General features: G+C 39.5%; 15 protein-coding genes and 1 other annotated feature (1 of these 16 cut by a window edge). Of the genes, 13 read left to right on the top strand and 2 right to left on the bottom strand.

Annotation, left to right across the window (positions count from 1 at the left end; genetic code table 11):
- The 9 genes from HMPREF9200_RS07605 to HMPREF9200_RS07565 form a co-directional block, all read left to right on the top strand.
- Nucleotides 1-513, top strand: partial view of a ClC family H(+)/Cl(-) exchange transporter gene (locus tag HMPREF9200_RS07605; protein WP_009354141.1) — the end only. Its footprint begins 1,041 nt before the window's first position; 513 of the gene's 1,554 nt are visible here — the last part of the coding sequence; its start codon lies beyond the left edge, outside the window; it ends in the stop codon at nucleotides 511-513.
- 219 nt (nucleotides 514-732) lie between these two features.
- Complete coding sequence (locus HMPREF9200_RS07600) at nucleotides 733-1,308, top strand: molybdenum cofactor biosynthesis protein B (RefSeq protein ID WP_009354121.1); 576 nt, start codon at nucleotides 733-735, stop codon at nucleotides 1,306-1,308.
- Between the two features lie 282 nt (nucleotides 1,309-1,590).
- Nucleotides 1,591-2,223 (top strand): DUF47 domain-containing protein, encoded by a 633-nt coding sequence (locus HMPREF9200_RS07595; RefSeq protein WP_009354140.1) that lies wholly within the window; start codon nucleotides 1,591-1,593, stop codon nucleotides 2,221-2,223.
- Nucleotides 2,216-3,214 carry an inorganic phosphate transporter gene (locus tag HMPREF9200_RS07590; protein WP_009354128.1) on the top strand — a complete coding sequence of 333 codons (999 nt, stop codon included), beginning with the start codon at nucleotides 2,216-2,218 and terminating at the stop codon, nucleotides 3,212-3,214. The genes HMPREF9200_RS07595 and HMPREF9200_RS07590 overlap by 8 nt, the downstream gene beginning before the upstream one ends.
- A 186-nt stretch (nucleotides 3,215-3,400) precedes the next feature.
- Complete coding sequence (locus HMPREF9200_RS07585; protein WP_009354142.1) at nucleotides 3,401-3,844, top strand: Rrf2 family transcriptional regulator; 444 nt, start codon at nucleotides 3,401-3,403, stop codon at nucleotides 3,842-3,844.
- 27 nt (nucleotides 3,845-3,871) lie between these two features.
- Nucleotides 3,872-5,257: a cytochrome ubiquinol oxidase subunit I gene (locus HMPREF9200_RS07580; protein WP_009354123.1), complete on the top strand. Its 1,386-nt coding sequence runs from the start codon at nucleotides 3,872-3,874 to the stop codon at nucleotides 5,255-5,257.
- On the top strand, nucleotides 5,248-6,267 hold the full coding sequence (gene cydB / locus HMPREF9200_RS07575; RefSeq protein ID WP_009354130.1) for a cytochrome d ubiquinol oxidase subunit II: 1,020 nt from the start codon (nucleotides 5,248-5,250) through the stop codon (nucleotides 6,265-6,267). The genes HMPREF9200_RS07580 and cydB overlap by 10 nt, the downstream gene beginning before the upstream one ends.
- A gap of 91 nt (nucleotides 6,268-6,358) precedes the next feature.
- A complete protein-coding gene (gene cydD / locus HMPREF9200_RS07570) occupies nucleotides 6,359-10,030 on the top strand; it encodes a thiol reductant ABC exporter subunit CydD (protein WP_009354124.1) in 3,672 nt (1,223 codons plus the stop codon).
- A 106-nt stretch (nucleotides 10,031-10,136) separates the two neighbouring features.
- On the top strand, nucleotides 10,137-11,294 hold the full coding sequence (locus HMPREF9200_RS07565) for a hypothetical protein (protein ID WP_009354136.1): 1,158 nt from the start codon (nucleotides 10,137-10,139) through the stop codon (nucleotides 11,292-11,294).
- Nucleotides 11,295-11,596: 302 nt separating this feature from the next.
- On the opposite strand, the gene HMPREF9200_RS07560 is transcribed toward HMPREF9200_RS07565, so the two are convergent.
- Complete coding sequence (locus HMPREF9200_RS07560; RefSeq protein WP_127162716.1) at nucleotides 11,597-11,905, bottom strand: hypothetical protein; 309 nt, start codon at nucleotides 11,903-11,905, stop codon at nucleotides 11,597-11,599.
- An 82-nt stretch (nucleotides 11,906-11,987) separates the two neighbouring features.
- Complete coding sequence (locus HMPREF9200_RS07555) at nucleotides 11,988-12,920, bottom strand: LysR family transcriptional regulator (RefSeq protein ID WP_009354144.1); 933 nt, start codon at nucleotides 12,918-12,920, stop codon at nucleotides 11,988-11,990.
- A 424-nt stretch (nucleotides 12,921-13,344) separates the two neighbouring features.
- On the opposite strand from HMPREF9200_RS07555, the gene nifJ reads away from it, so the two are divergent.
- From nifJ to rplT, 4 genes are all read left to right on the top strand, one after another.
- Nucleotides 13,345-16,893, top strand: a complete 3,549-nt coding sequence (gene nifJ, locus HMPREF9200_RS07550; protein ID WP_009354138.1) for a pyruvate:ferredoxin (flavodoxin) oxidoreductase — start codon at nucleotides 13,345-13,347, stop codon at nucleotides 16,891-16,893.
- Nucleotides 16,894-17,082: 189 nt separating this feature from the next.
- Nucleotides 17,083-17,192: a sequence feature (ribosomal protein L20 leader region), on the top strand.
- Nucleotides 17,193-17,197: 5 nt separating this feature from the next.
- On the top strand, nucleotides 17,198-17,722 hold the full coding sequence (gene infC / locus HMPREF9200_RS07545; RefSeq protein WP_009354125.1) for a translation initiation factor IF-3: 525 nt from the start codon (nucleotides 17,198-17,200) through the stop codon (nucleotides 17,720-17,722).
- Nucleotides 17,723-17,733: 11 nt separating this feature from the next.
- Nucleotides 17,734-17,931 carry a 50S ribosomal protein L35 gene (gene rpmI, locus HMPREF9200_RS07540; RefSeq protein WP_009354135.1) on the top strand — a complete coding sequence of 66 codons (198 nt, stop codon included), beginning with the start codon at nucleotides 17,734-17,736 and terminating at the stop codon, nucleotides 17,929-17,931.
- 47 nt (nucleotides 17,932-17,978) lie between these two features.
- Nucleotides 17,979-18,329, top strand: a complete 351-nt coding sequence (gene rplT / locus HMPREF9200_RS07535; protein ID WP_009354133.1) for a 50S ribosomal protein L20 — start codon at nucleotides 17,979-17,981, stop codon at nucleotides 18,327-18,329.
- The last annotated feature ends 119 nt before the right edge of the window (nucleotides 18,330-18,448 follow it).

The following is an 18,448-nucleotide window of genomic DNA, read 5'->3' as shown; positions in this document are numbered from 1 at the left end:
TCAGCAGTGGGGGCATTGATGCATAGTATATTAGTAGAATTACACATGCTACCGAATGCCTTTGGAAGTAGTTTTATCATTTGTGGTATGGCAGGTATGTTAGCAGCCTCTATGCGAACTCCATTGTTAGCTATATTATTGGTACTAGAAATGACAAATAGCTTTCACAGTATTTACCAAGTAGGTACTGTGGCCATTATTGCTTATTTAACGGCTGAATTTATGAAAGAATTACCAATTTATGATAATTTATTACTTCGTATGAGCCAAGGCATTGTAGGAGCAGAAGAAGAGCAAACATTTTTCCAAACTCGTCTATCAGTCGTTTGCCCCTATGTAGAAACGATGCTGAAAGATATTGAAATGCCAAGAGGATCTATGATTGTCAGCATTGATCGAGGAGGACAACCGATTGTACCAGTGGCCACAACAGTATTACAGTGTGGAGACGAACTATATGTGTCCTGTACAAAAGGTCAGTTAAAAGAAGTAAAAGAATTTTTTGGTCTTTAACATTTCTTATGGAGTTACGATAGGAGATATGCTACTATACATATAGGTACTAGTTGGAGTATTAAAACTTTGAAAGATGGCACATAATTAGTTACTATACTGTATTAGAAGCTATCTGAGAAACGTTTTCTAGTATGTTGGTTCCAGCCTATTAAGAGTAATAGACTGGCTGATGATTTTATATTAAATAGCATGTACTACAAAGAAAGGACCATACATATGGCAATGATGGAATTTACAGACCGCCCCCTAACAGTAGCGGTGATTACAGTGTCTGATACAAGAACAAAAGAGACAGATAAAGGTGGGGCCCGAGTTGAAGAATTAGCTCGCGAGGCTGGATTTGAGGTGGTATCTCGTCAAATTGTGACAGATACAATTGATGAGATTCAAGGAGCCATTCATCAGGCTTTCACTGGCAATTATGATGAAGAAGTTCTAGTTTTGGATACTTCCACAAATAATGCTGTACGAGCTTGGACTTATGTGAGTAATGTTAGTGGTGCAGATATTATTATTAGCACTGGAGGCACTGGTATTGCCAAACGTGATGTATCCATCGAAGCAGTGCAACCCTTATTGGATAAAGAAATTCCAGGGTTTGGCGAGTTATTTCGTTTTTTAAGCTACCGTGATGATATTGGAACGAAAGCATTGGCATCTCGTGCTATTGGCGGGGTAAAAGATCATACGATTTTATTTGCTATTCCGGGATCAGTAGGGGCTGTTACACTAGCCATGAAAGAATTGATTTTACCAGAAGTTAAACACTTAAAGCGAGAATTAATTAAATAGGGATTAACGATAGCTATCTTTAGTAACTATGTATTATAGTAGTGCTAAGATAGCTATTTTTGTTGCACCCATAGATGTGATGTAAAGATAGTAAAGCAAAGCGGCAACAGATAGAAGTCTTATAAAAAATAGGCAATTATAACAATAGAGATATCTAAAAGAATAGCATTACGTATTAAAAGTAAAAATGTATATAGGCTTTTGTAATTTGTATGCACAAGTGAATGGTAACGTGCTATAATGGAATTATCTAAATTACATAGTAAGTTATTGGAGGAAGTAATGGCTTTCAATTTAAAAGGAAAAGAAGAAAAGTTTTTCAGTATGCTCAATGACCATGCTGAGTTATGTCATGAGGCAGCACAATTGATGCAAGATGTGTTTGAAGGAGAAGTGGAGAAGCGAGAAGCTCTTCGCGAAATTGAACAAAAGGAACATGAGGCAGATGAATTGGTAGCGGCTACTATGGACCGTTTGCGTAAAACATTTATTACGCCAATGGATCGTGAAGACATTCAACTTTTGATTGATCAATTAGATAACACGATTGATAATATTAAAGAAATTATGGATAAAATGGTAATGTATCAAGTGCAAAGCGAACCAACTGCAGGAGCAATCCGTATGGCAGAAATCGTAGCTAAATGTTGCAAACACATTAAAAAATCTATTTCTTATATGGGGAGTTTAAAAAAGAACTATCTGAAAGTAGAAGGTCGTGCGTTAGAGGTGTTGCGTTTAGAAGCAGAGGCAGATGATATTTATCATGTGGAAATGGCGAAACTTTTTACAGAGTGCAGTGACCCTATTGAAATCATTAAGTGGAAGGAAATTCTTAGCTCCATGGAAGACGTTATTGATGGATCTGAGACTTTGGTAGGAACATTCCGCCGGGTAGTATTAAAGTATGCTTGATGGTTGGGTGATATGGGCCGTCGTTTTGCTCGCATTGGCCTTTGACTATATAAATGGATTCCATGATACTGCTAATGCAATTGCCACATCAGTATCTACTCGAGCCATAGCGCCAAAGACGGCTGTTATGATGGCAGCCACGTTAAACTTTTTGGGAGCTATGGTGAGTACGGGCGTTGCTAAAACGATTGGTGGAGATATTGTTACAGCCCCAGAGATGATTAACGGAGAAATTATTGTTGCAGCTCTTGTAGGTGCTATTTTCTGGAACCTCTTAACTTGGTGGTATGGGATTCCAAGCTCTTCTTCCCATGCCTTAATTGGTGGTATCATTGGTGCTGTGTTGATTTCTGTAGGCCCTGAAGCTCTGCAAGCTGGTGGGATTGGTAAGATTTTTATTTCTTTGGTAGCATCTCCTATTCTAGCGCTAGTATTGGGCTATATTGTTATGAAAATACTGCTAATCCTATTTGGACGATTTTCGCCAATTATCTTAAATGATCGATTTCGGAATATGCAATTAGTATCTGCGGCCTTAATGTCGTTTTCGCATGGATCTAATGATGCACAAAAAGCGATGGGCATAATTACGTTAACCTTAGTAGCTAGTGGACATTTACAAACCTTAGATGTACCTATTTGGGTTAAAATTGCCTGTGCTACAGCAATGGCATTAGGTACAGCAGCAGGTGGTTGGAAAATTATTGCTACTGTAGGTAGTAAAATTTTTAAATTAGAAAGTATTAATGGATTTGCAGCTGATTTGAACTCTGCTATTACTATTTTTACAGCTACATTATTGCATTTACCAGTATCTACTACACATGTTGTGAGTGGATCTATTATGGGGGTAGGTACAGCCATGCGTGTAAGAGCGGTTAACTGGAGCACTGCAAGGTCTATGGTATTTGCTTGGTTTATTACGATACCATTATCTGCAGGTGTATCTGCACTAGCTTATGTGATTATTGATACATTAGCACATATATAAAAAATGAAGAAGTTGTGAAGAAATAGGTTGCAACATTCTCAATAATTTCTTATAATAGAAACAAGAGATGCTCGAACGCTTTTGCACTCGAGCATTTTTTTTGCAAGCTTAAAGTATACCTAAGTAGTGTACTTTTGATGACGGATAAAGTTTTATGAAGGATAGATAACAAAAGAGGAGGACTCATTGAAATTTAATCAAGCGACAGACTATGCATTTCGTATTCTTTTATATATGTCTACATTACCTTTTGGTACTCGTAAGGTAGGCTCAGAGTTAGCGCGTACTAGCAAGATTCCTGAACGATTTCTACTAAAAATTATGAGATATTTAGTGAATGCAAAATTATTGCACTCTTACCGAGGCGTAGATGGTGGATTTACATTGGCCAAAAAGCCTAAAGATATTAGTTTGTATGATGTGGTAACAGCGGTAGAAGGAGACACATATTTACAACATTGTTTATATGACTCTGAAAGTTGCTCTCGTGGCTGCCATGGTCAATGCGCCGTACAAGAGGCAGTTGGTAAAATTCAAGCTGTACTAATACAAGAGTTAAAAAATGTTGATTTCGAAACGTTAGCAAAACGTGAGCGTTCGATTCAAATATCATTGCACCATGTGGTATAAATTGTATTCAAGTGAGGAGGAATTAACATGATGGATGCAGTCTTGTTAGCTCGTTTTCAATTTGCATTGACAACGATCTATCATTGGCTCTTCGTTCCGTTTACGCTAGGTATGACAGTATTAGTAGCAATACTAGAAATTACTTATGTGCGTACGAAAAACGAAGTGTACAAAAAAATGGCAAAGTTTTGGGGAAAATTATTCTTAATTAACTTTGCAATGGGTGTTGTAACAGGTATCGTTCAAGAGTTCCATTTTGGAATGAACTGGGCGGAATACTCTCGCTTCATGGGAGATATCTTCGGAGCTCCTTTGGCGTTAGAAGCCTTAACAGCCTTTTTCTTAGAGTCCACTTTTATGGGGGCTTGGATTTTTGGTTGGGATAAATTATCCCCTAAAGCACATGCATTTGTAGCAGTGTTGGTAGCTATCGGAAGTAACTTATCCGCATTCTGGATTTTAGTAGCGAACTCATTTATGCAACATCCAGTTGGATATGCACTTCGTAATGGCCGTGCAGAAATGGATTCCTTTGCGGCTATCCTACAAAATGGGTATTTACCAGGTCAATATTTGCACATCTTTACAGATGGTATCTTAACAGCAGGTGTTATCATTGCTTCTGTTAGTGCATGGCATTTATTGAAGAATAATCACGTAGATTTTTACTCTAAATCTATTAAGTTTGGTTTAGGTGCAGCAGTAATTGGTGGTTTATTAGTTAGTGGCGCAGGTCACTTCCAAGGCCAAACAGTAGCCAAATTACAACCAATGAAAGTAGCTGCTTTTGAAGCATTGTGGGAAACACATGATCCAGCTCCATTTGCTATCGTTGCTGGCATTGACCAAGATGGCAAAAAGAACAATTTTGAAATTGGTGTACCAGGGGCGCTATCCTTTGTAGTTCATGATTCTTTCAAAGGCGAAGTAAAAGGTATCAATGACCTTCAAAAAGAAGCAGAACTAAAACACGGTGCAGGCGATTATGTGCCGCATGTAACATCTATGTTCTGGTCTTTCCGTGTGATGATTTTAGCAGGCATTATTATGTTAGTGACATCTATTGTGGGATACTATTTACATGTGAAAGGTAAATTACTTAACAATAGAGTGGCTCTAAAAAGCATCTATCATTTATTAGCCCTTCCATTCATTGCGAACTCCACAGGTTGGTATGTAGCAGAAGCGGGCCGTCAACCTTGGCTTGTATATGGTTTACAAAAAACGGCGGATGGTGCATCTAAAGTGGTAACAGCCCCAGAAATCTGGACAACAATCATCGGTTTTACAGCTGTATATGTAGTCATGGCGATTGCCGCAATCTACTTGGCAGTCAAACATATTCAAGCGGGTCCAGCGGGTAACCCAGCTCATGATGTGGTTGAACAAGAGGAGGCTACATTATGGAAATAATTACAAATAACTTAGAATTAATTTGGTTCATCTTAGTAGGTGTTCTATTTACGGGATTCTTCATTTTAGAAGGTCTTGACTATGGTGTAGGCATGTGGCTCCCATTCTTGGGTAAAACAGACCGTGAACGCCGTCAATTAATCAATACTATCGGTCCTGTATGGGACGGTAACCAAGTATGGATGCTCACCGCTGGTGGTGCTATGTTTGCATCCTTCCCACAAGTATATGCTACCTTATTCAGTGGTTTCTACTTGGCATTGTTCTTGATGTTAGCAGCGTTAATCGCTCGTGGCGTATCTTTTGACTTCCGCAGTAAAGATAAAAGCCCAACATGGCGTGCTGCTTTCGACTGGTGCATTTTCTTTGGATCTGCTATCCCAGCACTTCTTTGGGGTGTTACAGTAGGTAACTTGATCCAAGGTACACCTATCGATAAAGATATGAACTTTGTAGGTGGGTTCTTAGATTTATTGAGCGTATACACGATTCTTTGTGGCGTTGCCTTCGTGTGCGTATTCTTGTACCATGGTGCTTTATATGCATCCGTGAAAACAACAGGGGAAATCTCTGAACGCGCTCGTGCAGCTGCGTTAGTAGAAGGTGTGATTACAGCAGTAGGTGCGTTGGTATTGGTAGGTGCTACCTATGTGTACACAGACCTATTCAACAGCACATTAGCTACCGTAGCATTTGCATTAGCTATTCTTAGCTTCTTAGTATCTTGGGGCTTTACACGTGCTCGCCAAACAGGTAAAGGTTTCGTGTTCAGTGCATTGACAATTTTATTTGTAACCCTTGCGTACTTTGCAGGATTGTTCCCTCGTATCATGGTATCTAGCATTGATCCAGCGTACAGCTTAACAATCATGAATGCTGCATCCTCTACGTATACATTAACATTGATGACAATCGTAGCGTGCATCTTCGTACCAATCGTATTGGCGTACCAAGCATGGGCATACTACTATTTCCGTCATCGTGTTACACAAGATGACTTACACTATTAATCTATAGTGATTTTAAAAGGGGCGTGATTACACGTCCCTTTTCTTGCATATGATAAGAATCGACAAACACGTATTCTGGAAAGGAGGTCCGATGATTCATCCCTTTGCTTGGCAATTAATGAAATTGCATCCTCGTTCCTATGGAGGATTACTATTGTTTACCTTGCTTGGCACGGTAGCAACGTTAGGGCAAGCATATGCTTTTGCTTGTATTATTGATAGGCTAGTAGTACAAGGTGGAGATATATCTTTTGATTATATACTAGGATTAATGTTAATGATTTTTCTACGTATGGTTTGTACCCATGGAGAGCAGTGGTTGCGAGATCATATTGCTAGTGCAGTTCATGAGGACCTACGCAATCGTGTGCTACACCATATGTTATCTCAAGGGGTACGTCAATCCGAGAGTGCTGGTTCTATTACACATATATTGACTGATGGGTTAGATCATGTAGATGCTTATATGAGTCAATATATTCCACAAGCATTATATGCTGTATTGATTCCACTTATATTGTCTATTGCTATTATTAATTCTATCTCTTGGATTGGTTGGATTTTATTGCTAACCTACCCTTTGATTCCTTTTTTCATGATTCTCATTGGTAAGGAAGCAGATAAACTAAATAAGCAACAATGGGAACGAATGCAATTCTTAGGAGGACATTTCCTTGACGTATTACAAGGTTTAACAACACTGAAAGTATTTGGTCGTGCCAAAGAACAGATTCATGTGATAGGTCGTTTATCTGGAGAGTTTCGCGATGCTACATTAAAGGTATTGCGTATCGCCTTTTTGTCTGCCTTAGTGTTAGAATTAATCGGTACAATAAGTACAGCCATGATTGCTGTCTACTTAGGGGTATCCTTAGTATATGGGGAAGTAGAGTTTTTACCAGCTTTCTTTATTTTGCTACTGGCACCAGATTTCTATGCCCCCCTACGACAGTTGGGATCTGCGTTTCATACGGGTTTATCAGGTAAAGTGAGCCTTACAGCGGTGCAGGAGTATATAACATCAGGTGTAGAAGTAGTTCATACAGGTCAGAAAACACTTAAGGGTCCGATTCAAACTATTGAGTTTCGGGATGTGGCATACGAATATGAAGAAGATCATGTAGGCTTAGCCACTTTTACAGGTGTATTGGAACGTGGCCGTTCTTATATGCTAGTTGGTGAAAGTGGAGCGGGTAAAACCACTATATCTAATGTGCTCATGCAATTATTAACGCCTACTAAGGGCCAAGTGACCATAGATGGTTATGATTTACAAACCTTAGACAGTCAATGGTACCATGAGCAGATTGCGTATCTCAGTCAAACCCCATATATTATGAGTGGTACCTTACGGGAGAACTTACAATTTGGATTACCGGCGACTGATGAAACCTTATGGCAAGTACTAGAACAAGTACAGCTAGCTGATTTTGTAGCTACTTTACCAAAGGGATTAGATACATTGATTGGAGAAGGTGGCTACGGATTGTCCGGTGGACAACGCCAACGATTAGCTTTAGGACGAACCTTGTTACGACCAGCACAAATCCTTATTCTTGACGAAGTAACAGCTCATTTAGATGTGGAAACTGAGCATCTAATTATGCAGGTATTGCATCAGTATGGGCAAGATAAAATCGTCTTGTATGTGGGGCATCGTGTGCAAACTATGAAGTATGTGGACATGTTATTTGTGATGCAAGAAGGGCGATTAGTAGAATCTGGTAGTTATAGAGACTTAGTCGCACAAAATGGATATTTTACATCCCTAGTGAATACCTATAGTAATCCTGTGATGCGAAAGGTAGTGGAGGAGACACTAAAGTCTGAATCCCCTAATCCAGCATTAGGAGCAGACTATAGCAGTGGCGATACATCGTACGATATAGTGCGACAAGTTGAAATAGAAGCGTTACATAATACACATGCATCGAATGTTAAAGAACATAATAAAATAGGAAATACGCAACAGAATATCCGTCGAGGCTTATGGTCACTCTGGAAGTTACTATCTGGGCATAAAGCCTTGCTAGTGGGTAGTGTAGTTTTTGCTATGGCTACGGTGCTTATGAATATTGGCTTACTTACTACGTCCACATGGCTCATAACGAAAGCCTCAGAGCATCCTCTATTGGTGGTGTTGAGCTTGGCAATTGTAGGAGTACGATTCTTTGGGATTAGCCGTGCTATCTGTCGGTATGGGGAACGTTATGTGTCGCATTCTATGGCCTTCCAAGGTTTATACGAATTGCGTATTGCCTTCTTTGAAAGATTAGAACCATTGGTGCCACGTATCTTTCAATCTATGAAAATGGGAGACCTCCTAGGACGGATTATGGCAGATATTGAGACATTACAGTTCTTTTATTTGCGTACCTTAGTGCCTAGTTTGTCCTTCCTCGTTGTTACAGTGCTAGGCTGTATCATAGGATACCAATTGCATCCGATAGTAGCTATGGTGATTGCATTGTACAGTATTCTTGTAGGCGTAGTGTTGCCAATGATCATTACCTATGTGCTACGGCAAGTCCCACCTATGCGATTACATACACGGGGGCGTATGAAAGAGGAACTCATCGAATCTATTCATGGCGTGGTAGATATTATTATGAGTCATCAAGAAAAACGATTTGTACAGTCTATGAAAGCATCTTTTCGTGATTTTGATGGTTGGCAAAGTCTATGGAATCGTGGCGTTCGTTGGAATCAGACTATCCTCTTAGGGTTAGCACAATCTGCCTTATTAGTAGGGATTATCGTTGGCGTATGGGTGATTGATGGCATTACCTACGGACCGCTATGGGTGGCGGTCATCGCTATTGGATTGCAGTCCTACTTTGAAGCCTTACAACCTATGACAGAAGCATCCTTGCATGGCTATGAAAGCGCTTTAGCTATGGAGCGATTGGAACAGTTAGAAGGTCAACAGAAACAACAGAACCCATCAGTAGATAATGTGGGCGTTCATAGAAGTAGACTTGCTGATATACCTTCTGATAATGAACCTTTAGAGGATGATAAAAACATTGAAACAGAGATTCCAATGATTCGTATGCAAGCTCTATCCTTTGCTTATGATGTACTGCCTATTTACGAGGGATTAGAATTGTCCATTCAAAAAGGTGAGAAAGTGGCTATTGTAGGGCCTAGTGGGTCTGGTAAAAGCACATTATTTGCACTGTTACAAGGATGGTATGCATACAGTGGTACTATCTTTATTGATGGAGTTGATACAAGGGCACTTTCAGAGGAAGAATTGCAATCGTATATGGCATATGCTACCCAAGATATCTATATATTCCATGCTACAATTGGCGATAACATCCGATTGGCTAAGCCGAGTGCTACAGATGACGACATTTGGCAAGCCTTAGAAGCGGTGCAATTGGCGGACTGGGTACGGACCTTACCAAAAGGTTTGCGCACCATGGTCGGTCAAGGGGGCATGGGTCTCAGTGGTGGACAACGACAACGTCTTGGTATGGCACGCTTGTATTTACGTGATGCAGAGATTTTGCTTTTGGATGAGCCACTAGAAGGATTAGATCAAGTCACACGGCACTTGGTACAAGATCAGTTGAGTACTTTGTTCCAAGGAAAAACTGTATTATACATTACACACCATATCGAACAACTTCATGAAATGGATCGTATTGTATTCTTAGAAGATGGACGCATTGTGGAAAGTGGAACTTATGAACGTTTATTAGCTTTACAAGGGCGATTCTACGAATACCATCGATTGAGCATGGAACGCATTTAGTATAGGTGGGGCTTTTCTTTCATTTGTAAGGGGACTATGATATAATTGTGATAACTATGAAAGTGTATCACTTAGATTCAGATAACCTACTAGATAGGAGATATATATGGGACAATTAGTTACAAAGCTGTTGAAATTAGCCAATACTGTAACTACACAAACACATATAGAAGCCCCACGTTTACCAGAGCAACTAGAAGATGGAAATACGCTATACGATCATCGTATGCTATCCATTGAGGAAGAAGCGGTGAACCGTAAGATGCGATCTGTGGTGCGTAATCATTGGTTCTTTCATTCCATTATTTTTGAATTTGAACCAAACAATAAGGTATTCATGAATGTCATCACGAAATTGGGGAATGTCATCAATGTAGAATTTGATATTGATGATATTTGGTTTGATGATTATACATCTACCATTCAGCTTAAATTAGATGTAGCCAATGTAGATATGGGTGGTTTATTTTTAAATATCATTACTCATATTTTGGGAAATTGGAGTTTGCATGTATTAGGGATGTTTTTTAATCCTTTCAGCATCGGTGATGATACATCATCTATGCGTTTAGAAAAGAAAGGAATTATTCGATTTGACTTGTCACCGGATAGCCCTGTACGAGAGTTTATTCCTTGGCCACAGCGACCAAAAGATAGCGTAGGGCCGGTGCTATTAACAGCCATCAGATCGGGACAATCTGTGTTGCAAGTGGAGTATTATGCATTCCATCAGAAGTTAGAAACCTATTTAGCTCCTGAAATGCCGGTAAAAACGAACTGGGTTCGCTCCATTGACATGGCGGCAGCTTTGTTAATGCCCATAGGGGTTTGGGTGAGTTTTATTATCTTGAACCATTACTTACCACATGAAGAGCTACAGGATTTTTCTTTCTCTACGTATTTCTTTATTTCCTTAAGCATTTTGCTATTCAGCTTTGTGGTCATGAACATTCCTCGTTATATTTACATGTATTTTGAAACGAGGAAAAAATGGCAATCTGTATTTGTGAGCAATAATATTAAGATCCAGATGCGACGATTACAACGACGTATTGCTATGCAGAAGCAGGCTTTAGAGAATGATAAAAATGTTATGAAACGACAAGAACACATCGTGGAAATGTTGATGCAAATACGAGATAAACGATTCTTGGCACATCGATTGAAAGTGGCTGATGAAGACCGGGATCGGAAACAAAAAGTAAAGTTTATCATAGCCTATGTGCTGTGTACGTTTCTCGAATGGATGCTCCTTATACACTAAGCACTGATGTATTTTGGGTGGGAGGGGGATATATGTCTGTAAAAAACATGCTGCCGCAAATTGTTTTTTACAGACATATATCCCCCTTTTTTTATACAGTCAGTGCTGAGGTAGGCGTCGCATGGGAGCATGCTGTCGCAAATTGTTTTTTACAGACATATATCTCCCTTTTTTTATACAGTCAGTGCTAAGGTAGGCGTCGTATGGAAGTCTAAAGTAGCTGAGTGTTGAGTAAAATAGAAAAATGTTGTGTAAATAAAAGGACTGCTCCTTGTGCTAGGCACAAGTTGCAGTCCTTTGTTTTATTTTTTAACGTCTGGGACGTTGGTTGGGTTTGCTTTGAATGGTGTTTTCACCGGTGTGGATTTGCTTGGTTCTGGGGCCTCTATATTGGGATGCTCCCACTCTAGTTGCATGATGCGGAACTGGTGTTGGTTGGCGAAACGTTTGAGCTGCCAGTTGTCACGTTCTAGTTCTTTTAGTCGTTCTCCGTGAGAGTTACTGATGTTTTCTAGGTTGGTCAAGCGATAGTGAAATGTATCGCTATGTTCCATGGTATGCTCTGTGTCAACTCGTTCTTTCAGAGCGTTGATTTCTAGTTGTTGTGACACCATCCAATAGGTTGTGCTTAGCACGTAGAGGATAATCCAGAACAGTGGCCTCTTTAGGAGAGGACCTACTTTCAGAAGCAGATTATTCAGCTGTTTCATCATGGGTGTCGCCAGGAATCAATGGCAAGCGCGCCATCACAAAGTCTAACCATAAGCGGGAAGCATGAGATAGGTAATGTCCTTTTTTCCAAATAACGTGTAAAGTATGCATAATTTCAGGATTTACTAAAGGACGTACCACAACGCTAGATCCTACTTTTGTATTTTCATCTTCCGTAGGGCATAGACGACTAGGTAATAAAGCGATTGCTAAGTGAGCGGCTACGGTTTGTAACATCAAATCGCGTTGGCTAGTTTCAAATACAATATGTGGTTGGAAGCCAACAGATTTACAAGATTTTACAATTTCATCATGAAGGTTAAAATCATCTTTATGTAACACAAAAGATTGATCTGCTAATTGATCAAGAGAAATAGATTCTTCTAAGGCTAATGGATTATCTTTTGGTAAAATAACGCTTAAAGGATCACTCGTTAAATAGAATGAGTCAAATTCTTTTGAATTTGGTTTTGTACAGATAATCCCAACATCGATAAGACCTTCTTGGACAGAAATTTCTATTTTTTTAGAACCATGTTCATATAACTCTAATTCGATTTGAGGATAGGTTTGTTTAAACTCACCTAATAATTGTGCAAAGATTGGAGCGTCTGTAACTGGTGGTAAACCAATTAATACAGAACCTTGTTCTAAGCGGAATTCGTTTTCGAAATCGATTTTTAAATGTTCAAACATGAATACAACACGTTTCGCATGCGTTAAAAAGATGGTGCCGCCATCAGTCATTTCAACAGATTTTGCATTACGAATGAATAACACAACACCTAGCTCGTCTTCTAATGCTTTTATAGTACGACTAATAGCAGATTGTGAAATGTGAAGATTTCTTGCGGCCTTGCTGAAACTTTTTTGATCCGCTACTTCTACGAAGTATTTTAAGTGATGAAAGTCCATAATGCACCTCTTAAATATGGTAATAACAAAAGCCCTCTTTTTTGGTATGCTATTTGAGCAATAAAGCATGTGTAAATGTAAATTGATAATCGCATAATTAGCAATGGATATAGTGTATATGGTATTGCGAAGTTCTCGTTCTCAATGTATAATGAAACCATAAGGCTATATCAATTTGTTCAAGAAGTAGAGTTACTACTTCACAAATTTGCAAAGAGGTACTATATAACTTATATATTATTACATTTTTGCAACATATGCAATCTTTTTAGAAATAAATGATTCATATTTCAAAAAACATTTTGATACTCAAGAGGGGAGGACTCATCCTGCGAGTGCACGGACAAGAGTCTATATACATCCCCCTATTTTGTATGTAACTACAAGTGTTAATTTTTATTTGCTTTAAGGAGGCTATTTTAACATGCGTAAAATGAAAACTATGGACGGAAACCAAGCTGCAGCACACGTAGCGTATGGTTTCTCTGAAGTGGCAGCTATTTACCCAATCACACCATCTTCTCCAATGCCAGAACATGTGGATGAATGGTCAGGACAAGGTCGTAAAAACTTGTTTGGTCATACTGTACAGGTTGTTGAAATGCAATCCGAAGCCGGCGCTGCAGCAGCAGTTCACGGTTCTTTACAAGCGGGCGCATTGACAACTACGTTCACATCTTCTCAAGGTCTATTATTAATGTTACCTAACTTGTACAAAGTGTCTGGTGAGTTACTTCCAGGTGTATTCCACGTAGCAGCTCGTGCTATCGCAGCGCAAGCATTGTCTATCTTTGGTGACCATCAAGACGTTATGGCAGCTCGTGCTGCTGGTTGTGCTATGTTAGCAGAATCCTCTGTACAAGAAGTTATGGATCTTGCTCCAGTTGCGCATTTAACAGCGTTAAAAACTCGCGTTCCTTTCATCAACTTCTTCGACGGTTTCCGTACTTCTCACGAAATCCAAAAAATCGAAGTATTAGAATATGATGAATTAAAACCTTTAGTGGACCAAGAAGCGTTAGAAGCATTCCGTCAACGTGCGTTGAACCCAGATGCTCCTGTAACTCGTGGTACTGCTGAAAACCCTGATATCTACTTCCAACATCGTGAAGCTTCTAACCCATTCTACTTAGAAGTTCCAAATGTAGTAGAACATTACATGCATGAAATCAACAAAATCACTGGTCGTAACTACCAATTGTTCAACTACTATGGTGATGAAGATGCAACTGACGTAATCGTAACAATGGGTTCCTCTGCACAAGTAGCTACTGAAACTGTAGATTACTTACGTGCACAAGGCCGTAAAGTTGGTTTCGTACAAGTTCACTTATTCCGTCCATTCGCGACAGATCGTTTTGTAGCGGCTCTTCCAAAAACTGTAGAACGCGTAGCAGTATTAGACCGTACAAAAGAACCAGGTGCGTTAGCTGAACCTTTATTCTTAGACGTTCAAGCAGCACTTGTTCAACACAATATTAATGCTAAAGTATTCGGCGGTCGTTATGGTCTTTCTTCTAAAGACGTAATCCCAGCTGACCTTGTAGCAGTATTCGATAACATGTTAGCAGAAGCTGGCAAACGTTTCTTCACATTGGGTATCAATGACGATGTAACTAACTTGTCCTTAAACCGTGCTGAAGGTGTATCCGTAAAAACTGAAGGTTTAACTGGATGTAAATTCTGGGGCTTCGGTTCTGACGGAACTGTAGGTGCTAACAAATCTGCTATCAAAATCATCGGTGACCATACAGATATGTATGCACAAGCATACTTCGACTATGACTCCAAAAAATCTGGTGGTGTGACAATGTCTCACTTACGTTTTGGTAAAAATCCAATCAACAAACCATACTTGGTAACTGAACCAGAATTTATCGCTTGTCATCGTCAATCTTATGTTCATGAATATGATCTTCTTCGTGGTATTAAAAAAGGCGGTACATTCTTATTGAACTGTACTTGGTCTCCAGAAGAATTAGCAGAAAAATTACCAGCAAAACTTCGTCGTACAATTGCTGAAAAAGAATTGAACTTCTACATCATCAATGCAGCGAAAATTGCAGCTGAAATTGGTTTGGGTGGCCGTATCAACATGGTTACACAAGCTGCGTTCTTCAAATTGACTGAAGATACAATCATTCCTATCGACAAAGCAGTAGAGTACTTAAAAGACTCCATTGAAAAAACATATGGTAAAAAAGGTGCTGACGTTGTTGCAATGAACAACAAAGCTGTTGATGAAGGCGTTGGGGCTCTTGTAAAAGTAGAAGTTCCAGCAGCATGGAAAGATGCAAAAGATTCCGAAGATACTTTCGAAAAATCTTCTTGCACAACTTGCCCAAGCTATGTGGCTAACATTGCAAAACCTGTTAATGCACAAGCTGGTTATGATTTACCAGTATCCGCTTTCACAGGCTATGAAGATGGTACATTACCTTCTGGTACTGCAGCATTCGAAAAACGTGGTGCCGCTTTATTCGTTCCTCACTGGATCAAAGAAAACTGTATCCAATGTAACCAATGTTCCTTCGTATGTCCACATGCGACTATCCGTCCTGTATTAGCGACAGCAGAAGAAGCAGCAGCAGGTCCTGAAAACTTTGAAACAATCCCAGAAATGATGACTAAAGGTGAATTGCAATTCCGTATTGCAGTATCTCCATTAGACTGCTTAGGTTGCGGTAACTGTGTAAACATTTGTCCAGCTCCTAAAGGAAAAGCAATCGAAATGCGCCCTATCGATGGCGAATTAGAATTTGCTCCAGCTTGGGATTATGGTGTAGCATTACCAACTAAATCTCACCCAATGAAACAAGAAACTGTAAAAGGTTCCCAATTCAAAACTCCATTGCTTGAGTTCTCCGGTGCTTGCGCAGGTTGTGGTGAAACTCCATATGCTAAATTGATTACTCAATTGTTCGGTGACCGTATGATGATTGCTAATGCAACAGGTTGTTCATCCATTTGGGGTGCATCTATGCCGGCATCTCCATACACTAAAAACCAACAAGGCCAAGGTCCTGCATGGGCTAACTCCTTATTCGAGGATAACGCTGAGTTTGGTTACGGTATGTTCATCGGTACTGAAAAAATCCGTACACAATTAGCTGAAACTGTAGCTTCCATCGCTGAAACTGCTGATGAAGCAACTAAACAAGTTCTTGACTTATGGTTAGAAAAACGTCTTCAAGGCGAAGGTACTCGTGACCGCGCTAAAGCTGTGATCGATGCTCTTTCCAAAGTAGAACAAACAGAAGCTGTAAAAGAAGTATTGGCTAAAAAACAATACCTTGTAAAACGTTCCCAATGGATCTTTGGTGGTGACGGTTGGGCATACGATATCGGTTTCGGTGGACTTGACCATGTATTGGCTTCCGGCGAAGACGTTAACGTATTCGTATTCGATACAGAAGTATACTCCAACACTGGCGGTCAAGCATCTAAATCTACTCGCGTAGGTGCGGTTGCTCAATTCGCTGCGCAAGGTAAACGTACAAACAAAAAAGACCTTGGTATGATTGCTATGACATATGGCAACATCTATGTGGCTCAAGTTGGTATGGGTGCTGACATGAACCAATTGATGAAAGCATTGGCAGAAGCTGAAGCATATCCAGGTCCATCCCTAATCATCGCTTACGCTCCATGTATCAACCATGGTATTAAAGGTGGTATGGGTAATGCACAAGCTGAAACTAAACAAGCTGTTGCATCCGGTTACTGGGATCTATACCGTTACAACCCAGCATTAAAAGCACAAGGCAAAAATCCATTCAGCCTTGATTCCAAAGAACCTGATTACGAATTATTCGATTCCTTCTTAGGAAAAGAAGTTCGTTACACATCTTTGGGTAAAGCAGTTCCTGCAATGAGCAAAGAATTGTTAGAAATCAACAAACAATTAGCTAAAGAACGCCGTCAATCCTATGTTCGTTTACAAAAAGGGTTTGAAGACGAATTACAAGGCTAATCAATAGCGAACGTAATATGGAAAGGCTCTCCTTCGGGAGGGCCTTTTTATCAGTTTGTATGAAGGTAAATTTCTTTTATAATATGATGGTAATTTTACAAAGTATATTGTTGGAAAGTTGTAGATAATATATAAATTTAAAGGGAGAATTCTTGACAAATAAGAATTAATAGCGTATACTAATTAGGTATTAACAAGTAGAAACCATCCGTTTCTCACCTGATGTCATGAAATGTTGGGTACAGATAGTTATAAACTATGCTCGGGTGGCCTTGTGCCATCCGATTTTTTTATCCCTTTGGAGGTGACTAGTATTAGCAAAGATACACCGCGTATTAATGAAGAAATCCGTGCTCGCGAAGTTCGTGTCGTAAGTGCAGATAATGATCAGTTAGGTATTATGTCTGTTCGTGATGCGTTAGCTATGGCAGAAGAACAACATTTAGATCTAGTAGAAGTAGCCCCTAATGGTAAACCACCAGTTTGTCGCATTATGAACTATGGTAAATACCGTTATGAGCAACAAAAACGCGAAAAAGAAGCAAAGAAGAAGCAAAAAACTTTCACATTGAAAGAAGTTAAGCTTCGTCCTCACATCGAAGATCATGATTTTTATGTAAAACTTAAAAATGCAGCTAAATTCTTAGGTGATGGTAATAAAGTTAAGGTAACGATCATGTTCCGCGGTCGTGAATTGAGCCACCCAGAATTGGGGCTTAATGTGCTGACTCGTTTTGCTGGTGAATTAACTGACCAAGCGGTTGTTGAAAAAGAAGCGAAACTAGAAGGCCGAAACATGACAATGATTTTAGCTAAAAAAGGTAATTAGGAGGAAGAATAATGCCAAAGATTAAAACTCGTCGCGCAGCGGCTAAACGTTTCCAAGTAACAGGTAGTGGTGAATTCAAACGTGCAAAAGCTTTCAAAAGCCATATTTTAGAGAAAAAATCTCCAGCACGTAAACGTAATCTTCGTAAAGCTACATTGGTTAGCAAATCTGACTACAAACGCGTAGTGAAATGCTTACCATACGCATAAGATGCAAATATTTTAGTAACATATAACGATATTGGAGGAATACAATAATGGCAAGAGTAAAAACAGGCGTAACAGCGCATGCACGTCATAAAAAAATCTTAAAATTAGCTAAAGGTTACCGCGGTACACGTTCTCGCTTATTCAAAAAAGCAAACGAATCCGTAATGAAAGCATTATACTATGCTCGTCGTGACCGTCGTGCTAAAAAACGTGAGTTCCGTAAATTATGGATCGCTCGTATCAATGCAGCAAGCCGTATGAATGGTTTATCCTACAGCCGTTTCATCGCTGGTTTAACAAAAGCTGGTGTGGAAATCAACCGTAAAATGTTGGCTGACTTGGCAGTACATGATGCAGCTGCATTCGCGAAATTAGTAGAAATTGCTAAAAACGCGTAAAATAAATAGATAATGACCTATATAATAGGTTGTGTATAGAAGAACAGTCCTTTTGGGCTGTTCTTTTTTGCTACCTTTCAGAATGTTTAGTTGATATTGCTACATAGAGTGATAGAGAT

The organism is Veillonella sp. oral taxon 780 str. F0422, assembly GCF_000221605.1.
Classification (GTDB): Bacteria; Bacillota; Negativicutes; order Veillonellales; family Veillonellaceae; genus F0422.
Note: the sequence above shows the minus strand (reverse complement) of the source record. Positions and strands in the feature narration are given on the sequence as shown.

Excerpts from the sequence above, each read along its gene's own strand:
- HMPREF9200_RS07600 (WP_009354121.1), top strand. The coding sequence starts at position 733 with ATGGCAATGATGGAATTTACAGACCGCCCCCTAACAGTAGCGGTGATT.
- HMPREF9200_RS07595 (WP_009354140.1), top strand. The coding sequence starts at position 1,591 with ATGGCTTTCAATTTAAAAGGAAAAGAAGAAAAGTTTTTCAGTATGCTC.
- HMPREF9200_RS07590 (WP_009354128.1), top strand. The coding sequence starts at position 2,216 with ATGCTTGATGGTTGGGTGATATGGGCCGTCGTTTTGCTCGCATTGGCC.
- HMPREF9200_RS07580 (WP_009354123.1), top strand. The coding sequence starts at position 3,872 with ATGATGGATGCAGTCTTGTTAGCTCGTTTTCAATTTGCATTGACAACG.
- cydB (WP_009354130.1), top strand. The coding sequence starts at position 5,248 with ATGGAAATAATTACAAATAACTTAGAATTAATTTGGTTCATCTTAGTA.
- cydD (WP_009354124.1), top strand. The coding sequence starts at position 6,359 with ATGATTCATCCCTTTGCTTGGCAATTAATGAAATTGCATCCTCGTTCC.
- HMPREF9200_RS07565 (WP_009354136.1), top strand. The coding sequence starts at position 10,137 with ATGGGACAATTAGTTACAAAGCTGTTGAAATTAGCCAATACTGTAACT.
- HMPREF9200_RS07555 (WP_009354144.1), bottom strand. The coding sequence starts at position 12,920 with ATGGACTTTCATCACTTAAAATACTTCGTAGAAGTAGCGGATCAAAAA.
- nifJ (WP_009354138.1), top strand. The coding sequence starts at position 13,345 with ATGCGTAAAATGAAAACTATGGACGGAAACCAAGCTGCAGCACACGTA.
- rpmI (WP_009354135.1), top strand. The coding sequence starts at position 17,734 with ATGCCAAAGATTAAAACTCGTCGCGCAGCGGCTAAACGTTTCCAAGTA.
- rplT (WP_009354133.1), top strand. The coding sequence starts at position 17,979 with ATGGCAAGAGTAAAAACAGGCGTAACAGCGCATGCACGTCATAAAAAA.